Source organism: Collinsella aerofaciens (assembly GCF_040920445.1).
Taxonomy (GTDB): domain Bacteria; phylum Actinomycetota; class Coriobacteriia; order Coriobacteriales; family Coriobacteriaceae; genus Collinsella; species Collinsella aerofaciens_BH.
Genome location: NZ_JBCOTQ010000012.1, coordinates 30,321 through 47,490 on the forward strand (window position 1 = coordinate 30,321; position 17,170 = coordinate 47,490).

Genomic DNA, 17,170 nt, shown 5'->3' on the forward strand with positions numbered 1-17,170 from the left:
GTTCGTCGGTCAGCGAGGTAATGACCAGCACTTCCTCGTTGTTCTCGGCCGTGGTCTGAGCGCGCACCACAATGGTGTAGTACACGTCGTTTGCCGATTTCTCAACCGACGAGACGGTGCCGAGCGGTAGACCCTTGGGGAACACACCGCCGATGCCCGAGGTCACGATGATGTCGCCGACTTTAACGTCGGAGTCGACGCTCACATACTCAAGACGCAGCGTGCCGTCAGCCTGACCCTGCAGCATGCCCTGGGCGCGCGTGTCCTGTACCATGGCGGACACACCCGAGTTCTCGTCGCCAATCAGGCGCACGGTGGACGTCTTGGCCGAGACTTCGATGATCTGGCCGATAACACCGGCCGAACTCGTCACAGGCATGTTGATGGTAAGGCCGTCGGCAGAGCCTTTGTCGATGGTTACGGTCGAGGTCCAGGCATCGCCCGAGGCACCAACGATACGAGCAGCGGTCGATTTGAGGTTGTAGGTCGACTGCAGCCCGACCAGCCCCTCCAGACGCTCGGCGGTCTTTTGAGCCTCGGAGAGCTCAGCAACCTTAGAGGTCAGCTCCTCGTTTTGCTTCTTAAGCTCGTCAAGCGTGTCCTGCGACGCCGTAAGGTTAGAGAACACGTTGCCGATCGCATTGAAGGGAGCCGCCACGGCCGAGCCCACAAAACGCACCGGCGAGGTAATCGTCGTTACGCCCGAACGCACGGCATGAATCGGCCCTGCCTCGCCCTCGCGGATGTAAAACGTGAGCAGCAACACCGAAATCAGGCTGAAAACAATCAACGGGCGCATACCCGTTGATTGTCGCTTGGTATTCAGATTTGTGGAGAAACCCGAAGATCGTGCCAAATGGAATCCACCTTTTGGAAATTAAGCATTGGTCTGGACGAAGCCGCCATCAAACGCATTGGCCTCGAGCACGCGGGCACAGCCGTTAACGACGTTATCGAGCGCCGTGGGGCTGACGTTGACCGAAACGCCGGTCTCATCCCGCAGACGCACGTCGAGACCGCGTAGCAGAGCGCCACCACCGGTCAGCAAAATGCCGTAGTACATAAGGTCAGAGGCAAGATCGGGCGGCGTGGCATCGAGGGCGTCCTTGACGGCCTTGGCCATCTCGTCGAGCGGCTTGTTGAGCGCGCGACGAATCTCCTCGCTCTCGATGCGCACGGTCTTGGGCAGACCGGTGATCACGTCGCGACCGTTGACCTCGACGTCGAGCTCGTCCTTGAGCGGCACAGCGGAGCCGACCTTGATCTTGATGTCCTCTGCCGTACGCTCGCCGATGGCAAGGTTGTAGGCATCACGAACGTGCGTGAGGATGGCCTGATCGAACTCGTCGCCTGCAATACGGATGGACTGCGAGACGACGATGCCGCCCATAGCGATAACGGCAACCTCGGTGGTACCGCCACCGATGTCGATGACCATGGAGCCGGTGGGCTCCTCGACGGGCAGGTCGGCGCCGATAGCGGCAGCCATGGGCTCCTCGATCAGATAGGCCTGGCGAGCGCCAGCCTGGATCGTGGCCTCAAAGACAGCACGCTTCTCGACCGACGTGACGCCGGAGGGAACGCAGACGACAACGCGCGGACGCGGGGTCCACGGATAGCGCTTCTCGGACGCCTTATCGATAAAGTAGCGAAGCATGGCCTCGGTAACATCGAAGTCGGCGATGACGCCGTCCTTCAGGGGACGAACGGCCACGATGTTGCCGGGCGTACGGCCGAGCATGCGCTTTGCCTCGATACCGACCGCCAGGATGCGCTCGTCGTTCTTGTCGATGGCGACAACAGAGGGCTCGCGAATGACGATGCCCTTGCCGCGCACGGAGACAAGCGTATTTGCGGTGCCGAGGTCGATGGCAAGATCGCCCGCATAGCTACCGAAGAACATATCCATCAAAGAAAACAACGCAACTCCTGATGTGTTGGATGATTGCTGGAAAACTACTAGATCATCATACTAGCGCAAGCCCGGCACCTCACTTGCGGTGAAGCGCCGGGCAAAGCTAAATCCCATAAGGTCACTACTGGTTGTCAGCAGCCGAGAAATCCATATCGAGCGAGGAAACGGCCCAGCCGATATGGTTGTCGGAGCGCACGAATTTGACGGTGTACTCCTGCTCGCCGCCCTTGGACAGCGATGCCTTCACCTTAGCGGTCGTCTCGGTCATGGACTGATCCATGCCCTCGACGGACACGGTGGCACCCTGCGGAATCGAGGAGATGATCATCGACTTAGCGTCCTCGGACAGGCTCGATGCCAGGCAAGACTCGGCCTTTGCGGTGTCACCGTCGCCGGCAGCCTGGAACAGATCGGTAACGACAGACTCCTGGGACGGGAAGCCAAAGCCGCGCGTGTAGGCAAAGCCCAGACCGCCCGCGGCGATCAAAATGAGCAGAAGCAGCACGATGAAGACTTTGAGACCCGTGTGGCGATGGCGACGACGGACCTTGGCCTGCTTACGATCCTGACGGTCCTGCTGGACCATCTCGGACTCGGACAGCGTAAAGAAGCCGGTGTCCGAGGGATCGGGCATAAACTGACCGGTCGCGCCCGTAGGATCGAGCGGATCGACGGCAGGAGCGTCCATCGCGGGCGCCGGAGCCGTGGCCATAGCCGTCTGGGCAGACAGCGCGGCAAGCGAATCGTGCACGCGGGCAAGCTCATCGGCCTGCTCGGAGGTGAGCTGGTAGATGCCATCGGCAGTAGCGGCGTTAAAGGCGTCGAGTGCGTCGGAGGGACGGCCGGCGGCAGAAAGCGCCTGACCCATGCCGGCGTTGAGCGCACGCGTGTCGTCGCGGGGGCCGGCAAAGTCGATAGCCGTGCGGTAGGTCTCCACGGCATCCGCCGGACGGCCGAGCTTGATGAAGCAACGACCGAGCTCGCCGAGCGCGGCGGCAGGAGCCGGATTGGCGCCATCGATGGCAGCCTGACGGAAGGCAGTACCCGCGTTGGCATAGTCGCCCGACTGGAACAGCGCGTTACCCAGGCCCAGATAGGCCTTGAACGGCGTTGCATAAGAAGCGTCCTGCGTAGCAGCAGAGAACGCCTGAGCGGCCGTCGTGTAGTCGCCCACGGCGGCGAGCGCCTTGCCGCGGTTGGTGAGCAGCGCGCCGCGCTTGCCATAGGTGCCGTCGTTGAGGGCGGCGGCGTAGGCCTCGGCGGCCTCGGCATACATGCCCAGGTGCATCAAGGCGTTACCACGAAGGTGATCGGCCTCGCCCATAATCTCATCGGGAGTCTTTGCCGCCCCAAGCATCTGGGCTGCAGCGGAAAAATCACCCGCGCGGTAAGCGGCGCGGCCCTGTTGGATCAGCTGGCTATTCAAGGAAATCCCCTTTACTCGTGAACGATCTCGACATGGACGATCTCGTCGCCGGCACGCAGCTGCGAAATCACATCGAGACCCTCGACCGTGGTACCAAAGACGGTGTAACCGGAATCGAGGTTATGCTGGGCGCCCAGGCAGAAGTAGAACTGCGAACCCGCGGAATCGGGGTCCATGGAGCGTGCCATGGCAAGGGCACCGTCGACATGGCTGTTGCGCGGATTGGTGGCAAACTCGCCCTTGATGCAGTAGCCGGGGCCACCGGTACCGGGCATGCCGTCGGGGCCCTCAAGACCGGCAGCAACGTCGGCGCCGGACATGTCGCGGGTATTGGGGTCGCCGCCCTGGATGACAAAACCGGGCACATAGCGATGGAACTTAAGGCCATCATAGAAACCCATCGTGGAAAGCTCGCAGAAGTTCGCGACATGAATGGGAGCGCCCTCGCCGTCAAACTTGACCTTGATGGTACCCTTCGACGTCTCGATAACGGCGCACTCGTCGCCGGCAAGCTGATACTCGGGCGTGTAGAGCTCTTTCTTAAAACCAAACATGTGGTTCCTTCCTCGTGCGTTTAAAGCATATTTGTACGAATTGTAGCAATAAGCATGCGCTTACATCAATTGCGCACGTAGGTTATGCCGACTATGGCGAACTAATTTTGGGAACGCTGCTGCGGCTTCCAGGAGCCCACATTGGCGTCGTACTGGTTCAGCGCGCTGTTGCCGCCCTGTGCGATGGGCGCCAGGATCTCGCTTTGGTGGGAACTCATCGACTCGCCATCGGGAATGGCCAGCGAGATATCCCAGCTCTGGCAGATCACGTCGACACGCTCGTACATCCACTCGGCAAGCTGCTTTAAGTGGGCGATGTCGTCCGCATAGACCGTATCGTCCTGATACTTAAGGTTGTTAAGCTCATCTTGCGTCTTTTTGATCTGGTCGCGCAGGGCGTAGGCACTCTGCGACAGCTCCTGGCGGGTGGACAGCGGCGTTCGGAGATAGCCGTTGTTAAAGGAATCGATGACCTCGCCGATCTGGTCCTCGTCACCGTAGGACACGATGGCCTGATACAGACCGTCGAGCCTGGTATAGAGCTGATCATCGGTGAGCACGGTTTCTTCCTGGACCACCTCGGCAGAATCGTCTTGCTTGGTATCGTCCTCAGTCGCCTCGCCCTTTTGGCGCGTAGGGAAGGTCGTCTGCGCGGCCTGGCCAAACTGGTCATAGAAGTCGGGCATAACACCCATGGGATCGGCCGTCACGAACCAATAGGCACCGCCGCAAACGACGGCAAGAACCGCGATGACGATGAGCGGCTTGGGAATATGACGCTTGTGCTTGTGATAGGCGTCCTCGTCGGGGTGCACCTTGCGCTTGGGTTTTTGAGGATCGTCGTGCAGGGAAACCGGCGTGGGAATATCGACCTTGGGAATACCGAAATCCTTATCGAAAGCCGGCAGCACGCAGGTCTCGTTAGGATCGGCGGCGTCCGAAAGCACCGCAGCGGCAGAGGCCGGCGCATGAGGCACCTCGGTATCGATCTGCTCTTGCGTTAGGCGCGGAAAGCCCGCCGTGCGGCCCGCTGCCAGGTCGGATGCGGCCGCGTCCTCAGAGAGGATACCCGGAGCGGGGCGTCCGCATTTGGGGCACGTACGATCATGCGGAGAAAGACGGGCACCGCAACCCTCACAGAACACGAACTCGGTGTGCTCGGGACCATCGCCCGGACCCACATAGGCGTTGCAGTAGGGGCAGAACGAGGCGCCGTCCTCGATAGTCTTAAGGCAATGCGGGCAGATCACGGCATCCTCTTTTCGAAGCAATTCAAACAATCGAGGTTAGAGCATAACATCGCCACGGCCCCACAGGAACAAGGCACCAATTCAACATCGCCAGGGCGCGTAGCTACTTCTTCTTTTTGCTTGGCATCGAGACTTTGATGCCTTGGGCGGACTTCGTCACGCGGGAGCGCTTGGCTCCGGCACTCCTCTTTTTCTTGGGCTGGGCCTGGGCCACGCCCTCGAGCGCGCGGGCCTCGGCCTCGCGAACGGTGCGATCTTCGCGGCGCTGCGCCATGTCGGCGGCGAAGCGCTTGGCAAAACGCTCGGCCGTCGAACCCGTCGAGCTCACCTTGCCGCCGCCGCGACCCAGGCGAACGCGCACGCCACGGCCAAAGCCGGTTGCCGCATGACGGCGGCGGGGCTTAAGCGAGTCCATCATTGTGGCAAGCTTAAAGAACACCGCACAGGTAAAGACGATGATAACCGCCAAGATGACCATCTGACCCATCGACAGGTTGGCGATGGACAGCAGCCCCGGGAACCCGATAACGCCCGTCAAAATACCAGCGACGACAAACACAAAAAGCACCACGCGCAAGGGCGTGAGCGGCTGCGAGATGCGCCAGATCAGGCTCACGCTCGCCGCGCACGACGTGAGCAGGCACATGGTCGAAAGCGTAAGCTGGCTAAAGCCAAATACGCGCGCCACAAAGATATCGAGCGCCGCGGCCAAAATGACCGCAATCGACGCCGGCAGCGCACGCTTAAGCACGTTGGTCAAGAACGACCCCTTCACGCGGGCGTTGTTGGGCTCCAGACCCAGCACAAAGCCCGGCGCACCGATGCAGAAGAAGTTGATGAGCGTCATCTGAATGGGCTCAAAGGGATACGGCGGTAGCGCGATGCACAGCGCCGCCAGGCCCATCGAGAAAAGCGTCTTGGTCAGAAAGAGCGCGGCGGAGCGCTGCAGGTTATTGATAGAACGACGGCCCTCGGCCACCACAGCGGGCATCGAGGCAAAGTCGTTATCGACGAGCACGATCTCGGCCACATTACGTGCGGCATCGGAGCCGGCGGCCATCGCCACGGAGCAGTCGGCCTCCTTGAGCGCTAGCACGTCGTTGACGCCGTCGCCCGTCATGGCCACGGTGTGCCCGCGGCGTTTGAGCGCCTGTACTAGCTCGCGCTTCTGCTGCGGGGTCACACGCCCAAAGACGTGGTAACGGTCCACTGCCGCATCAATCTTGGACGGTGTATCGAGGGTTGTCGCGTCCACGTAAGCATCGGCGCCCGGCACGCCCACCACGCGCGCGATCGACGACACCGTACGCGGGTCGTCGCCGCTGATCACGTTGAGGGTCACGCCCTGCTCGTTAAAGTAGCCGATAGTCTCGGCTGCCGAGGTACGAATCTCGTCACGAATAGTCACAAAACCCACGGGCTCGGCCTCGCCCACCATATCGCCATCGGGTGAAAAGCCGTCCACGCGCGCCACCACAAGTACGCGGCAGGTATCGGCAAGCTCGGCCACACGATTCTCAACCTGAGCAAATGCGCGATCAGAGAGCACAAACTGCGCGGCGCCCATCACATAGGAGCCCTGCGCAAACGACGCGCCGCTCCACTTTTTTGACGACGAGAACGGAATGACCGACAGCGGCTCGGACACCTCGACCGGACGATCGGCGTAGTAGTTGAGCAGCGCCTGGCAGGTCTCGTTGGCATCTGCCGAGGTCGCACGTGCTACGTTGGCGAGCGCAAAGTCGAGCACCGTGGTCTCGACGGGGACAGCCGCCTCGTCCGAGTCCGCGCCAAAGCCAACACCCTCAACAGGCAGCGGGTAGGTGCCCTCGACCTCCATACGGCCCGAGGTGATGGTGCCCGTCTTGTCCAGGCACAAAACGTCGACGCGCGCGAGCGTCTCGATGCAGTAGAGCTGCTGTGCCAGCACCTTGCGACGCGCTAGACGCACCGTGGCAATCGCGAGCACCGACGAGGTCAGCAGCACCAGGCCCTGCGGAATCATGCCCAGCAGGGCACCCACCGTGGAAAGCAGCGCCGAAGAAGGCACACGACCGGCCAGCAGCTCGGAGAAGCACCAGGAAAGCGCGCTATCGCCCGGGGTTCCCGCGGCATCCCACAGCTCGCTCACACTCGAGGCAAAGAGTGCCAGACCAAGCGGAATCATAATAATGCTCGCGAACCGCACGATGGCGTTGAGCGCGTTCATGATCTCGGAATTGACCTTTTTGACGTACTTGGCCTCGTTGTTGATCTTTGCCACGTAGTTATCGGCGCCGACATGGATCACGCGGGCGCGCAGCAGGCCCGAGTCGATAAAGCTGCCGCTCATGAGCTCGGAGCCTGGTTGTTTCTTAATGAGGTCACTCTCGCCCGTCAGTAGGCTCTCGTTGACGAGTGCCTCGCCCGACACTACCACGGCGTCGGCGGGAATCTGGTCACCGCGCCCCAGGCGAATGATGTCGTCGAGCACGATCTGGTCCAGGTCGAGCTCCACCTCGGCGCCGTCGCGCACCGCGATGGCCTTCTTAGAGGTGAGCAGCGTAAGCTTGTCGACCATCCGCTTGGAACGCATGGACTGAATGACGCCAATTGCCGTGTTCAAGAACACCACGAACAGGAACGTCAGGTTCTTAAACGAACCGGTCAGCAACACCAAAATCGCCAAGACCACGTTGATCAAGTTAAACAGCGTGCAGAGGTTCTCGATGATGAGCTCTTTGACCGACTTAGTCTTGAGCTCCATGTTGCGGTTGATCTTACCAGCGACGATGCGCTCCTCGACCTCGGCGGTCGAGAGTCCGCGCTCGATATCCGTTGCTGCCATACCACGTCCCATCATGTCGCGTCGGTATAAGAAAACCGCCCGGACCATGCGAGGTTCGGACGGTCTTACGTTCGATGGTGCCCCATGTTGGATTCGAACCAACGGCCTTCTGCTCCGGAGGCAGACGCTCTAATCCCCTGAGCTAATAGGGCGAACGGTAGGCATTATACCCAAGTGCGCCACGGGCTAACAAAATAATAGAAAAAGCTTTGCAATTACGTGGGAGACGCGCCGCGACGGCGCGCTTTAGGAGGCAAAAGCGAGTCAGATAGTATAAACTCTCATGCACCATATAATACGGCTCGCGATGCGGGCCGTTTTTGCAAGGGCTATTCATCGAGGTGAGAGGCACACCATGATTGCGATTTTAAAGCAGAGCGCCAGCGACGAGGCCGTAAGCCACATTGTTAGCTGGATCGAGAAAAAGGGACTCAAGACCGATGTCTCGCGCGGCGAGAACGAGACCATCATCGGCCTGGTGGGCGACACGACCAAGATCGACCCGTTCCTGCTCGAATCCATGGACGTCGTCGAGCGCGTGCAGCGCGTCTCCGATCCGTTCAAGCGCGCCAACCGCAAGTTCCACCCCGAGGACTCCGTCATCGACTGCGGCCACGGCGTCAAGATCGGCGGCGACCAGTTCCAGGTCATCGCCGGCCCGTGCTCCGTCGAGGGCGAGAACCTCATCCGCATCGCCCGCCGCGTGAAGGCCGCCGGCGCCACGATGCTGCGCGGCGGCGCCTACAAGCCCCGCACCTCCCCGTACGCCTACCAGGGCATGGGTCCCGCCGGCCTGGACCTACTGTGCGAGGCATCCGCCGAGCTCGACATGCCGATCGTCACCGAGATCATGGACCCGCGCGACGTGCAGGTCTTCCTCGACAAGAAGATCGACGTCATGCAGATTGGCGCTCGCAACGCCCAGAACTTCCCCCTGCTCAAGGAGGTCGGCAAGACCCAGACCCCGATCCTACTCAAGCGCGGCATGTCAGGCACCGTCGACGAGTTGCTTATGGCAGCCGAGTACATCATGAGCGAGGGCAACGACAACGTCATCCTGTGCGAGCGCGGCATCCGCACCTTCGAGACACGCACCCGCAACACCTTCGACCTCAACGCCGTGCCGGTGCTGCACCACCTGTCGCACCTGCCCGTCGTCGCCGACCCCAGCCACGCCACCGGTTACACCCGCTATGTTGAGCCCATGGCGCTCGCCGCGACCGCCTGCGGCGCCAACGGTCTGGAGATCGAGGTCCACGACGACCCGAGCCACGCTTGGTCCGACGGTGCTCAGGCCCTCACTCCCGACCAGTTCGACGACACCATGCGCCGCATCCGCGCCATCCGCGAGGTCGTCTGCCAAGAGACCGTTCAGGAGTAGGCCATGGGTACGGTGAGAAACGCACGCGTTAACCAGGGCGGCCCCAAGTGCGCCGGTATCGTGGGCCTGGGCCTCATCGGCGGTAGCTTTGCCCGCGGCTATGCGCAGGCGGGCGTCCGCGTGCTGGCCTGGGACCCCGATGACGACGTCATGACGGCCGCCAGCATGGGCACCGTTGCCGGCGAGCTCAACGACGAGACGCTCGGCGAATGCGACATCATCGTCCTGGCATGCTACCCCGAGGCCTGCATCGAGTGGCTCGAGACGCACGCCCAGGCGCTCGCCGACGCCACCGACACCGAGGCCATCATGGGCCCCGTGGTGATCGACACCGTGGGCGTCAAGGGCATCGTGTGCGAGCGCGCCTTTGAGCTTGCCCACAAGCACGGTTTTTACTTTGTGGGCGCGCACCCCATGGCGGGCACGCAGTTCTCGGGCTACGCGCATTCCCGCGCCGACCTGTTCCAGGACGCACCGCTCGTGCTCGTACCGCCCGCAGTGGACGACGCACTTAAGCTGGAGCTTTTGGGCCAGGTGCGCGAGATGGTACGTCCCCTGGGCTTTGGCAAGTTCAGCGTAACGAGCGCTGCCGAGCACGACCGCGTCATCGCCTTTACAAGCCAGCTCGCGCACGTCGTCTCCAACGCCTATGTTAAGAGCCCGACCGCTCAGGTCCACCACGGCTTTTCGGCCGGCAGCTACCGCGACCTCACCCGCGTGGCGCACCTCAATCCTCAGATGTGGTCCGAGCTCATGATCGACGACGCCGATGCACTCGCCTTCGAGATCGACCATCTGATCGAATCGCTCGGCGCCTACAGCCGCGCCCTTAAGGACCGCGACCAGCGCTATCTGGAGAATCTCCTTGCCGAGGGTGACCGCATCAAGCGCGCACTCGACGACGAGGCCTCCCACTAGACCACCTATCACGCCAGGTCGAAAGGACCGAAGCTTATGGCGATTACCATCGATATCGACACCGCACGCCCCTACCAGGTGCATGTGGGCACGTTTTTGCTGGAGCAGGCAGGCCCGCTCGTACGCGTTACCGCCGGCGGCACCCGCGCCGTCATCGTGACGGACACCAACGTAGGCCCCCTCTACCAGATGCCCGTTAAGCAGAGCCTCGAATCCGCAGGCTACGAGGTGAGCATCTGCACCTTCGAGGCCGGCGAGGCCCATAAGCGTGCCGAGACCTACGTTGCCATTTTGGAGTTTGTGGCCGAGCACGAGCTTTCGCGCTCCGACGTGATCGTGGCGCTCGGCGGCGGCGTCGTGGGCGACGTGGCAGGCTTTGTGGCCGCCACCTACATGCGCGGCTGCAAGTTTGTGCAGATTCCCACAAGCCTGCTCGCCATGGTGGATTCGTCGGTCGGCGGCAAGACGGCCATCGACCTGGCAGCCGGCAAGAACCTGGCCGGCGCCTTTTGGCAGCCGAGCGTGGTCATCGCCGACGTGGGGTGCCTGGCAACCCTCACGCCCGAACAGTTCGCCGACGGCTGCGGCGAGGTCGTCAAGCACGCCGTGATCGCCGACCCGGAGCTTTTCGCCGAGCTGGAGAAGACCCCGCTCACGCTGGAGCTGCTCAACCGCGATGTGGCCCGCGTAGCGCTCATCATCGCCCGCAATATCGACATTAAGCGCGCCGTGGTCGTTGCCGACGAGCGCGAAACCAATCAGCGCAAACTCCTCAACTTTGGCCACAGCGCCGGGCACGCCGTCGAGGCCTGCAAGCACTTTGAGCTCGGCCACGGCAACTGCGTGTCGATTGGCATGGGCATCATCACGCGTGCCGCAGCCCTGCATGGCGTTTGCGATGCCGAGCTGCCCGATCGTATTGAGAGGCTCTGCGCCCGCCACGGCCTCAAAACCCGCTGCGACCTAGATGCCGATGCCGTCTTTGCCGAGGCGCTCCATGACAAAAAGCGCGCGGGCGACACCATCGACCTGGTAATTCCGCACGACATCGGCCGTTGCAGCATCGACCGCACGCCGCTTTCCACCTTCCACGATTTGATTGCCGAGGGCCTCGGCCAGAAGGGAGACGCTTCCGCATGTTAGCCCGCATCACCCCGTCCCCGCTCAAGGGCACCGTTCCCGCCATCGCGTCCAAGTCGATGGCGCATCGCCTCATCATCTGCGCGGCGCTTGCCAACGGTGAGACGCACGTTGCCTGTAACACGACCTGCGCCGATATCGAGGCCACGGTGCGCTGCCTCACGGCGCTCGGCGCCCGCATCGAGACCGTCGAGGACGGCTTCCAGGTCCACCCCACCATGAAGAGCATTGAATTTGGCCTGCTCAAGGCCCTTGCCGGCGGCACGCTCGACTGCGGCGAGAGTGGCTCCACGCTGCGCTTCATGCTGCCTGTCGCCTGCGCGCTGGGTGCGGAGGCCACCTTTGTGGGCCAGGGCCGCCTGGGCGCCCGCCCGCTTTCCCCGCTCTCGGACGAGATCATCGCCGCCGGTTGCGACCTGCAGGGCCTGGGCGGCTTTCCGCTCAAGACGAGCGGACGCATGCGCCCGGGCACCTTTGTGCTACCGGGCAACGTAAGCTCGCAGTACATCTCGGGCCTGCTATTGGCAGCCCCGTTGCTCGCCCAGCCCTCCTGCGTGCAGGTGACCGGCCTCATTGAGAGCCGCCCCTACATCAACCTGACGATCCAGGCCATGAAGGCCTTCGGCGTCGAGGTCAACGTCGAGCGTATTCCGGCCAAGGACGGCCAGCCCGAGGTCACGAACTTCCGCGTGAACAGCGGCTCGTACCGCACGCCCGGCAGCGTGGCCGTCGAGGGCGACTGGTCCAACGCGGCCTTTTGGCTGTGCGCCGGCGCCATCGGCTCCGACCCCATCACCGTCGAGGGCGTGTCGCTGAGCTCCGCACAGGGCGACCGCAACGTGCTCGCCGCGCTTTCGCGCTTTGGCGCCCGCATCGTGCGCTCCACCAACGCCGCCACCGTCCAGTCCGACAAGCTCGCCGGCTTTGAGATGAGCGCCCACGACATTCCGGACCTGGTGCCTGTTATCTCGGCCGTGGCATCGCTGGCTCAGGGCCGCACGTTCATCCGTGACTGCGCGCGCCTGCGCATCAAGGAATCTGACCGCCTGGTCACCACCACCCGCGAGCTCACCGCGCTGGGCGCGCAGGTGCGCATCGCCGGTGACGACCTCATCATCAAAGGCGTCGATGCCTTTACCGGCGGCGAGGTCGATTCGCACAACGACCACCGCATCGCCATGATGGCCGCCATCGCCGCGAGCCGCGCCACCGGCGAGGTCGTGATCCACGGCGCTGAGGCCGTCAACAAGTCCTATCCCGATTTCTTCGACCACTACCGCCTGTTGGGCGGCAAGGTCACGCTCGAGGAGGAATAGCATGTCCTCGACCTTTGGCAACGTCTTGCACTTAAGCATCTTCGGCCAGTCGCACTCCCCCGCCATCGGCTGCTCGCTCGATGGCATTCCGGCAGGTATCGCCGTTGACTTGGAGCAGCTGCAGGCCTTTTTGGACCGTCGCGCCCCCGGCCGTGACGAGACCGCGACCAAGCGCCGCGAGGCCGACGCCGCGCATATCATCGCCGGTGTGGTCGATGGACACACCACCGGCGCACCCATCGCAGCGATTATTGAGAACACCAACACGCGCTCCAAGGATTACTCCGAGCTGCGCCGCAAACCCCGCCCCGGGCACGCAGATTTCCCTGCGCGCGTGAAGTATCACAACATGCACGATGTCGCCGGCGGCGGGCATTTTTCCGGTCGCCTAACGGCACCCTTGTGCATCGCCGGCGGGATCGCGCTGCAAGCACTCGAGGCCCGTGGCATTCAGGTCATGGCGCACGTCGCGCAGATCGGCGGCATCTCCGACCTGCCCATGGACGATATGGTCTATCGCGAGGCCGACCGCAAGGCGATCCTTACGAACGATCTGCCGTGCATTGACGCCGCCGCAGCCGGCCGCATGCGCGAGGAGATCCTATCCGCGCGCGACGAACTCGACAGCATCGGCGGCATTGTGGAGTGCGGCATTTACGGGCTTCCCGCGGGCATCGGCGACCCCATGTTCGACGGCATCGAGAACCGCATCGCGCAAATCGCGTTTGGCATTCCCGCCGTAAAGGGCGTGGAGTTTGGCATGGGCTTTGCCGTGGCCGCCATGCGCGGCAGCGAGAACAACGACCCGTATCGCATCGACGCCGAGACCGACGAGATCGAGGTCGAGTCCAACAACGCCGGCGGCATTCTGGGCGGCATCTCCACCGGAGCGCCCGTCATGTGGCGCATGGCCGTAAAGCCGACGCCCTCCATTGGCCGCAAGCAGCAGACGGTGGACATGGACGCCATGGAAAATGCCGAGCTCTCGATCCACGGCCGCCACGATCCCTGCATCGTCCCCCGAGCCGTCCCCGTAGCCGAAGCAGCCGCCGCCCTCGCCATCTGGGACGCTCTCCTCGAGGACGCCGCCCAGCTCTAACCCGACTCACCTGGGTTGCCTGCCAACTCAGCCGTTACGTGAAAGGGGCCTCCATGGACCTTGCTGACATCCGCCAGGCCATCGATGGCATCGACACCACGCTCCTCAACAGCTTTGTCGAGCGCATGGACATTGCCACCGAGGTAGCCAAGTCAAAAATCGAGATGGGCAAGGCCGTCTTCGACCCCGCCCGTGAGCGCTCCAAGCTCAACAACCTCGCCAGCCGCGCGCCCGAGCGCTACGAGGCGCAGACCATCACCCTGTTCCGTCTCCTCATGAGCATGAGCAAGGCCGAGCAGCAGCGCTACATCAACGAGCTCAAGGGCATCACCGTCTCGCAAAAGGCCCACGCCACGGCTGCAGTCTCCGACACGGCCTTCCCTCAAACGGCCACCGTTGCCTGCCAGGGCGTGGAGGGTGCCTATAGCCAGATCGCCGCGTGCAAACTCTTCGACGTGCCCGACATCGCGTTTTTCGAGACCTTCGAAGGCGTTATGCGCGCTGTGCGCGACGGCTTCTGCGAGTTTGGCGTGCTGCCCATCGAGAACTCCACCGCCGGCTCGGTCAACGCCGTCTACGACCTGCTCGCCCAGTTCGACTTCCACATCGTGCGCTCGCTTCGCCTCAAGATCGACCACAACTTGCTCGTCAAGCCCGGCACCAAGCTCGCCGACGTGCGCGAGGTCTACAGCCACGGCCAAGCCATTGCCCAGTGTGCCGGCTTTATCGAGTCCCACGACCTGCACGCCACCAAGTACCCAAACACGGCCATGTCGGCCGAGATGGTCGCCAACTCCGAGCGCACCGACGTCGCCGCCATCGCCTCGCGCAGCTGTGCCACGCTGTATGGCCTCGAGGTGCTGGAGCCCAATATCCAAGACTCGGACAACAACTACACGCGCTTTGTCGTCATCGGCCGCGAGCCGCGCGTCTACCCCGGCGCTAATCGCACCTCGCTCATGATCACCACGGCCAACGAGCCGGGCGCCCTCTATCGCGTGCTCGAGCGCTTCTACGCACTCAACATCAACCTCATCAAGCTCGAGAGCCGCCCCATCCCCGGCCGCGACTTTGAGTTTATGTTCTACTTTGATCTGGACTGCCCCTTTGGCAGCAAGGCCCTCGACGACCTGCTCGATTCCATCGACGACGTGTGCGAGAGCTTCACCTACTTTGGCAGCTACACGGAGGTGCTCTAGATGACCGATACCGCCGCAACCCGCCCCTACGGCGTGCTGGGCCGCGTGCTGGGCCACAGCTACACCCCGACCATCTACAAAGAGCTGGCGGAGCTTGAGTACGTGCGTTTTGAGCGCGAACCCGAGGACCTCGCGGCCTTTATGACGGGCGACGAATGGGAGGGCACCAACGTGACCATCCCCTACAAGCGCGCCGTCATGGAGTACCTGGACGAGCTGAGCCCGCTGGCCGAACGCATGGGCAACGTCAACACCATCACACGCCTGCCTGACGGTCGTTTGCGCGGCGACAACACCGACTACTTTGGTTTTCAGTGCCTGGTCGAGGAGCTGGGCGTAGAGGTCGCCGGTAAGAAGGTCCTTGTGCTCGGTGCCACCGGCGGTGCCGGTACCACGGCCAGCATGGTGCTCGGCGACCTGGGCGCCACCGTAGTGCCCGTGGGTCGCACGAGCGAGGTCAACTATGGCAACATCGCGCAGCAATCCGATGCGGCACTGCTCGTCAACTGCACGCCCGCCGGCATGTTCCCCCACTGCCCCGACGCGCCTTGCACGCTCGAAAGCCTCGATGCGCTCGAGGGCGTCATCGACATTGTCTACAACCCCGCCCGCACGGGCCTGATGCTCGAGGCCGAGCGCCGCGGCATCCCCTGCATCGGCGGCCTGCTTATGCTTGTTGCCCAGGCGGCACAAGCTGTCGAGCGCTATACCGGCAAAGCCACCCCGCGCGAGCGCATCCTGGATGTGACGGAACGTCTGTCCCGCCGCGAGCAAAACATCGCGCTCATCGGCATGCCGGGCTCGGGCAAGACCCGCGTGGGTGAGCAGATTGCCCTGCTCACGGGTCGCGAGCACATCGACCTGGACCGCGCGCTTGAGGAGCGTCTAGGCATGCCCTGCGCCGACTTTATCGTCGAGCGCGGCGAGCCGGCCTTCCGCGAGCAGGAGACGGCGGCCCTGGCCGGCATCTCCAAGCGCAGCGGCCTGGTGCTTTCCACCGGCGGCGGCGTGGTCACGCGCGACGAGAACTACCCGCTGCTGCACCAGAACAGCCAGATCGTGATGCTCAACCGTAAGCTTGACGAGCTCGCCCACAAGGGACGCCCCATCACCGCCCGCGACGGCATCGATAAGCTCGCCGAGCAACGCATGCCGCGCTACCGCGCCTGGGCCGACTACATCATCGACTCACGGGACTGCGCCGCCAACACCGCCCGCGCCGTCCTCGACACCCTCCCACCCGCTCTCTAACAAAAACCACCGCAAAGGGGACAGGCACCTTTGTGGTGGTTTTTCATTCCGCCTCGCCAATTCGACCAACCGCAAAGGAAGCAACCATGAAAGCACTCGTCATCAACGGCCCCAACCTCAACATGCTCGGCATTCGCGAGCCGGGCATCTACGGCAGCGACAACTACGACCGCTTGGTCCAAATATGCCAGAAGGCAGGCGCCGAGCAGGGTTTTGACGAGGTCGAGGTCTTCCAGTCCAACCACGAGGGCAGCATCGTCGACAAGATCCAGGAGGCCTATGGGAAGGTCGACGGCATCGTCATCAACCCGGCCGCCTACACGCATACGAGCGTGGCCATCCTGGACGCGCTCAAAGCCGTCGCCATCCCTGCCGTCGAGGTTCACATCAGTGCCGTCGAGACGCGCGAGGACTTCCGCCAGGTGAGCTACGCCCGCCTAGCCTGCTTCGCCACCATCACCGGCGAGGGCCTGCAGGGATATGCCCACGCACTGGAGCTGCTGAGGGAGCGTCTCGAAGAGTAGCCTAGCGATCAAATCCATCAGCGCCGATTCACACGCCAATAAAACCAATGCCGGCAGTAGCACCTCGCTGCTGCCGGCAATTTATTACTGGCATATAATCGTTGCAGTCACACAACGTCTGGAGACCCACATGCTGAGCATTCACCTGGGGGATTACCCCGGTTCCATCTACGATACCGAGACCTATTTTAGGAACTCGTACCTGGATTCCTGGTTCGAGGACCCTCTGGCAGCGCAGATGATTAAAGGTGTTGACGGTTCAGAACTCATCGGCCCCCACAACATCATCAGCAAACAGCTCGGTTCGATTACGCCCCTCGAGCTTTCCGGCGGCGTTAAGACGCTTCTGCTGGTGCACAATCTCCCAAAC

General features: G+C 62.8%; 15 protein-coding genes and 1 tRNA gene. 9 read left to right on the plus strand and 7 right to left on the minus strand.

The features are described from left to right. The 7 genes from mreC to AB5405_RS03310 all read right to left on the minus strand — a co-directional run. Positions 1–799 (minus strand): rod shape-determining protein MreC (mreC, locus tag AB5405_RS03280; protein ID WP_368137597.1); only part of this gene is annotated, 799 nt, incomplete at its 3' end. A 78-nt stretch (positions 800–877) separates the two neighbouring features. Then, a complete protein-coding gene (locus tag AB5405_RS03285) occupies positions 878–1,909 on the minus strand; it encodes a rod shape-determining protein (RefSeq protein WP_006236061.1) in 1,032 nt (343 codons plus the stop codon). Between the two features lie 127 nt (positions 1,910–2,036). After that, positions 2,037–3,341, minus strand: coding sequence for a tetratricopeptide repeat protein (locus AB5405_RS03290; RefSeq protein ID WP_055309859.1), 1,305 nt, complete (start codon positions 3,339–3,341; stop codon positions 2,037–2,039). A gap of 11 nt (positions 3,342–3,352) precedes the next feature. Next, positions 3,353–3,895, minus strand: a complete 543-nt coding sequence (locus tag AB5405_RS03295) for a peptidylprolyl isomerase (RefSeq protein WP_006236059.1) — start codon at positions 3,893–3,895, stop codon at positions 3,353–3,355. A gap of 101 nt (positions 3,896–3,996) precedes the next feature. After that, positions 3,997–5,145 carry a zinc ribbon domain-containing protein gene (locus AB5405_RS03300; protein WP_217108165.1) on the minus strand — a complete coding sequence of 383 codons (1,149 nt, stop codon included), beginning with the start codon at positions 5,143–5,145 and terminating at the stop codon, positions 3,997–3,999. 103 nt (positions 5,146–5,248) lie between these two features. Further along, the gene (locus AB5405_RS03305) at positions 5,249–7,972 is read right to left on the minus strand and encodes an HAD-IC family P-type ATPase (RefSeq protein ID WP_368137586.1); all 2,724 of its coding nucleotides are present in this window, start codon (positions 7,970–7,972) and stop codon (positions 5,249–5,251) included. Positions 7,973–8,047: 75 nt separating this feature from the next. Continuing rightward, positions 8,048–8,124, minus strand: a tRNA-Arg gene (locus AB5405_RS03310). A 203-nt stretch (positions 8,125–8,327) separates the two neighbouring features. On the opposite strand from AB5405_RS03310, the gene aroF reads away from it, so the two are divergent. The 9 genes from aroF to AB5405_RS03355 form a co-directional block, all read left to right on the plus strand. Then, on the plus strand, positions 8,328–9,353 hold the full coding sequence (gene aroF / locus AB5405_RS03315; protein WP_368137587.1) for a 3-deoxy-7-phosphoheptulonate synthase: 1,026 nt from the start codon (positions 8,328–8,330) through the stop codon (positions 9,351–9,353). Between the two features lie 3 nt (positions 9,354–9,356). After that, entirely contained in the window at positions 9,357–10,271 is a 915-nt protein-coding gene (locus tag AB5405_RS03320) for a prephenate dehydrogenase (RefSeq protein ID WP_368137588.1), read from the plus strand. A 36-nt stretch (positions 10,272–10,307) separates the two neighbouring features. Beyond that, entirely contained in the window at positions 10,308–11,414 is a 1,107-nt protein-coding gene (gene aroB, locus AB5405_RS03325; RefSeq protein WP_368137589.1) for a 3-dehydroquinate synthase, read from the plus strand. Continuing rightward, a complete protein-coding gene (gene aroA / locus AB5405_RS03330; protein ID WP_368137590.1) occupies positions 11,408–12,727 on the plus strand; it encodes a 3-phosphoshikimate 1-carboxyvinyltransferase in 1,320 nt (439 codons plus the stop codon). The genes aroB and aroA overlap by 7 nt, the downstream gene beginning before the upstream one ends. 1 nt (position 12,728) lies before the next feature. Next, the gene (gene aroC / locus AB5405_RS03335) at positions 12,729–13,826 is read left to right on the plus strand and encodes a chorismate synthase (protein ID WP_368137591.1); all 1,098 of its coding nucleotides are present in this window, start codon (positions 12,729–12,731) and stop codon (positions 13,824–13,826) included. Positions 13,827–13,879: 53 nt separating this feature from the next. Next, positions 13,880–15,025: a prephenate dehydratase gene (gene pheA / locus AB5405_RS03340; protein WP_368137592.1), complete on the plus strand. Its 1,146-nt coding sequence runs from the start codon at positions 13,880–13,882 to the stop codon at positions 15,023–15,025. Continuing rightward, positions 15,026–16,276, plus strand: a complete 1,251-nt coding sequence (locus AB5405_RS03345; protein ID WP_368137593.1) for a shikimate kinase — start codon at positions 15,026–15,028, stop codon at positions 16,274–16,276. A gap of 86 nt (positions 16,277–16,362) precedes the next feature. After that, a complete protein-coding gene (aroQ, locus tag AB5405_RS03350; RefSeq protein ID WP_368137594.1) occupies positions 16,363–16,800 on the plus strand; it encodes a type II 3-dehydroquinate dehydratase in 438 nt (145 codons plus the stop codon). Between the two features lie 130 nt (positions 16,801–16,930). Then, positions 16,931–17,170: DUF4869 domain-containing protein (locus AB5405_RS03355; RefSeq protein WP_368137595.1), on the plus strand; the 240-nt coding region annotated here is incomplete at its 3' end.

What these genes read in the sequence shown, in the direction of transcription:
- AB5405_RS03285 (WP_006236061.1), bottom strand. Translation starts at nt 1,909, where the DNA reads ATGGATATGTTCTTCGGTAGCTATGCGGGCGATCTTGCCATCGACCTC.
- aroB (WP_368137589.1), top strand. Translation starts at nt 10,308, where the DNA reads ATGGCGATTACCATCGATATCGACACCGCACGCCCCTACCAGGTGCAT.
- AB5405_RS03320 (WP_368137588.1), top strand. Translation starts at nt 9,357, where the DNA reads ATGGGTACGGTGAGAAACGCACGCGTTAACCAGGGCGGCCCCAAGTGC.
- AB5405_RS03305 (WP_368137586.1), bottom strand. Translation starts at nt 7,972, where the DNA reads ATGGCAGCAACGGATATCGAGCGCGGACTCTCGACCGCCGAGGTCGAG.
- aroA (WP_368137590.1), top strand. Translation starts at nt 11,408, where the DNA reads ATGTTAGCCCGCATCACCCCGTCCCCGCTCAAGGGCACCGTTCCCGCC.
- aroC (WP_368137591.1), top strand. Translation starts at nt 12,729, where the DNA reads ATGTCCTCGACCTTTGGCAACGTCTTGCACTTAAGCATCTTCGGCCAG.
- aroF (WP_368137587.1), top strand. Translation starts at nt 8,328, where the DNA reads ATGATTGCGATTTTAAAGCAGAGCGCCAGCGACGAGGCCGTAAGCCAC.
- AB5405_RS03345 (WP_368137593.1), top strand. Translation starts at nt 15,026, where the DNA reads ATGACCGATACCGCCGCAACCCGCCCCTACGGCGTGCTGGGCCGCGTG.
- aroQ (WP_368137594.1), top strand. Translation starts at nt 16,363, where the DNA reads ATGAAAGCACTCGTCATCAACGGCCCCAACCTCAACATGCTCGGCATT.
- AB5405_RS03295 (WP_006236059.1), bottom strand. Translation starts at nt 3,895, where the DNA reads ATGTTTGGTTTTAAGAAAGAGCTCTACACGCCCGAGTATCAGCTTGCC.
- pheA (WP_368137592.1), top strand. Translation starts at nt 13,880, where the DNA reads ATGGACCTTGCTGACATCCGCCAGGCCATCGATGGCATCGACACCACG.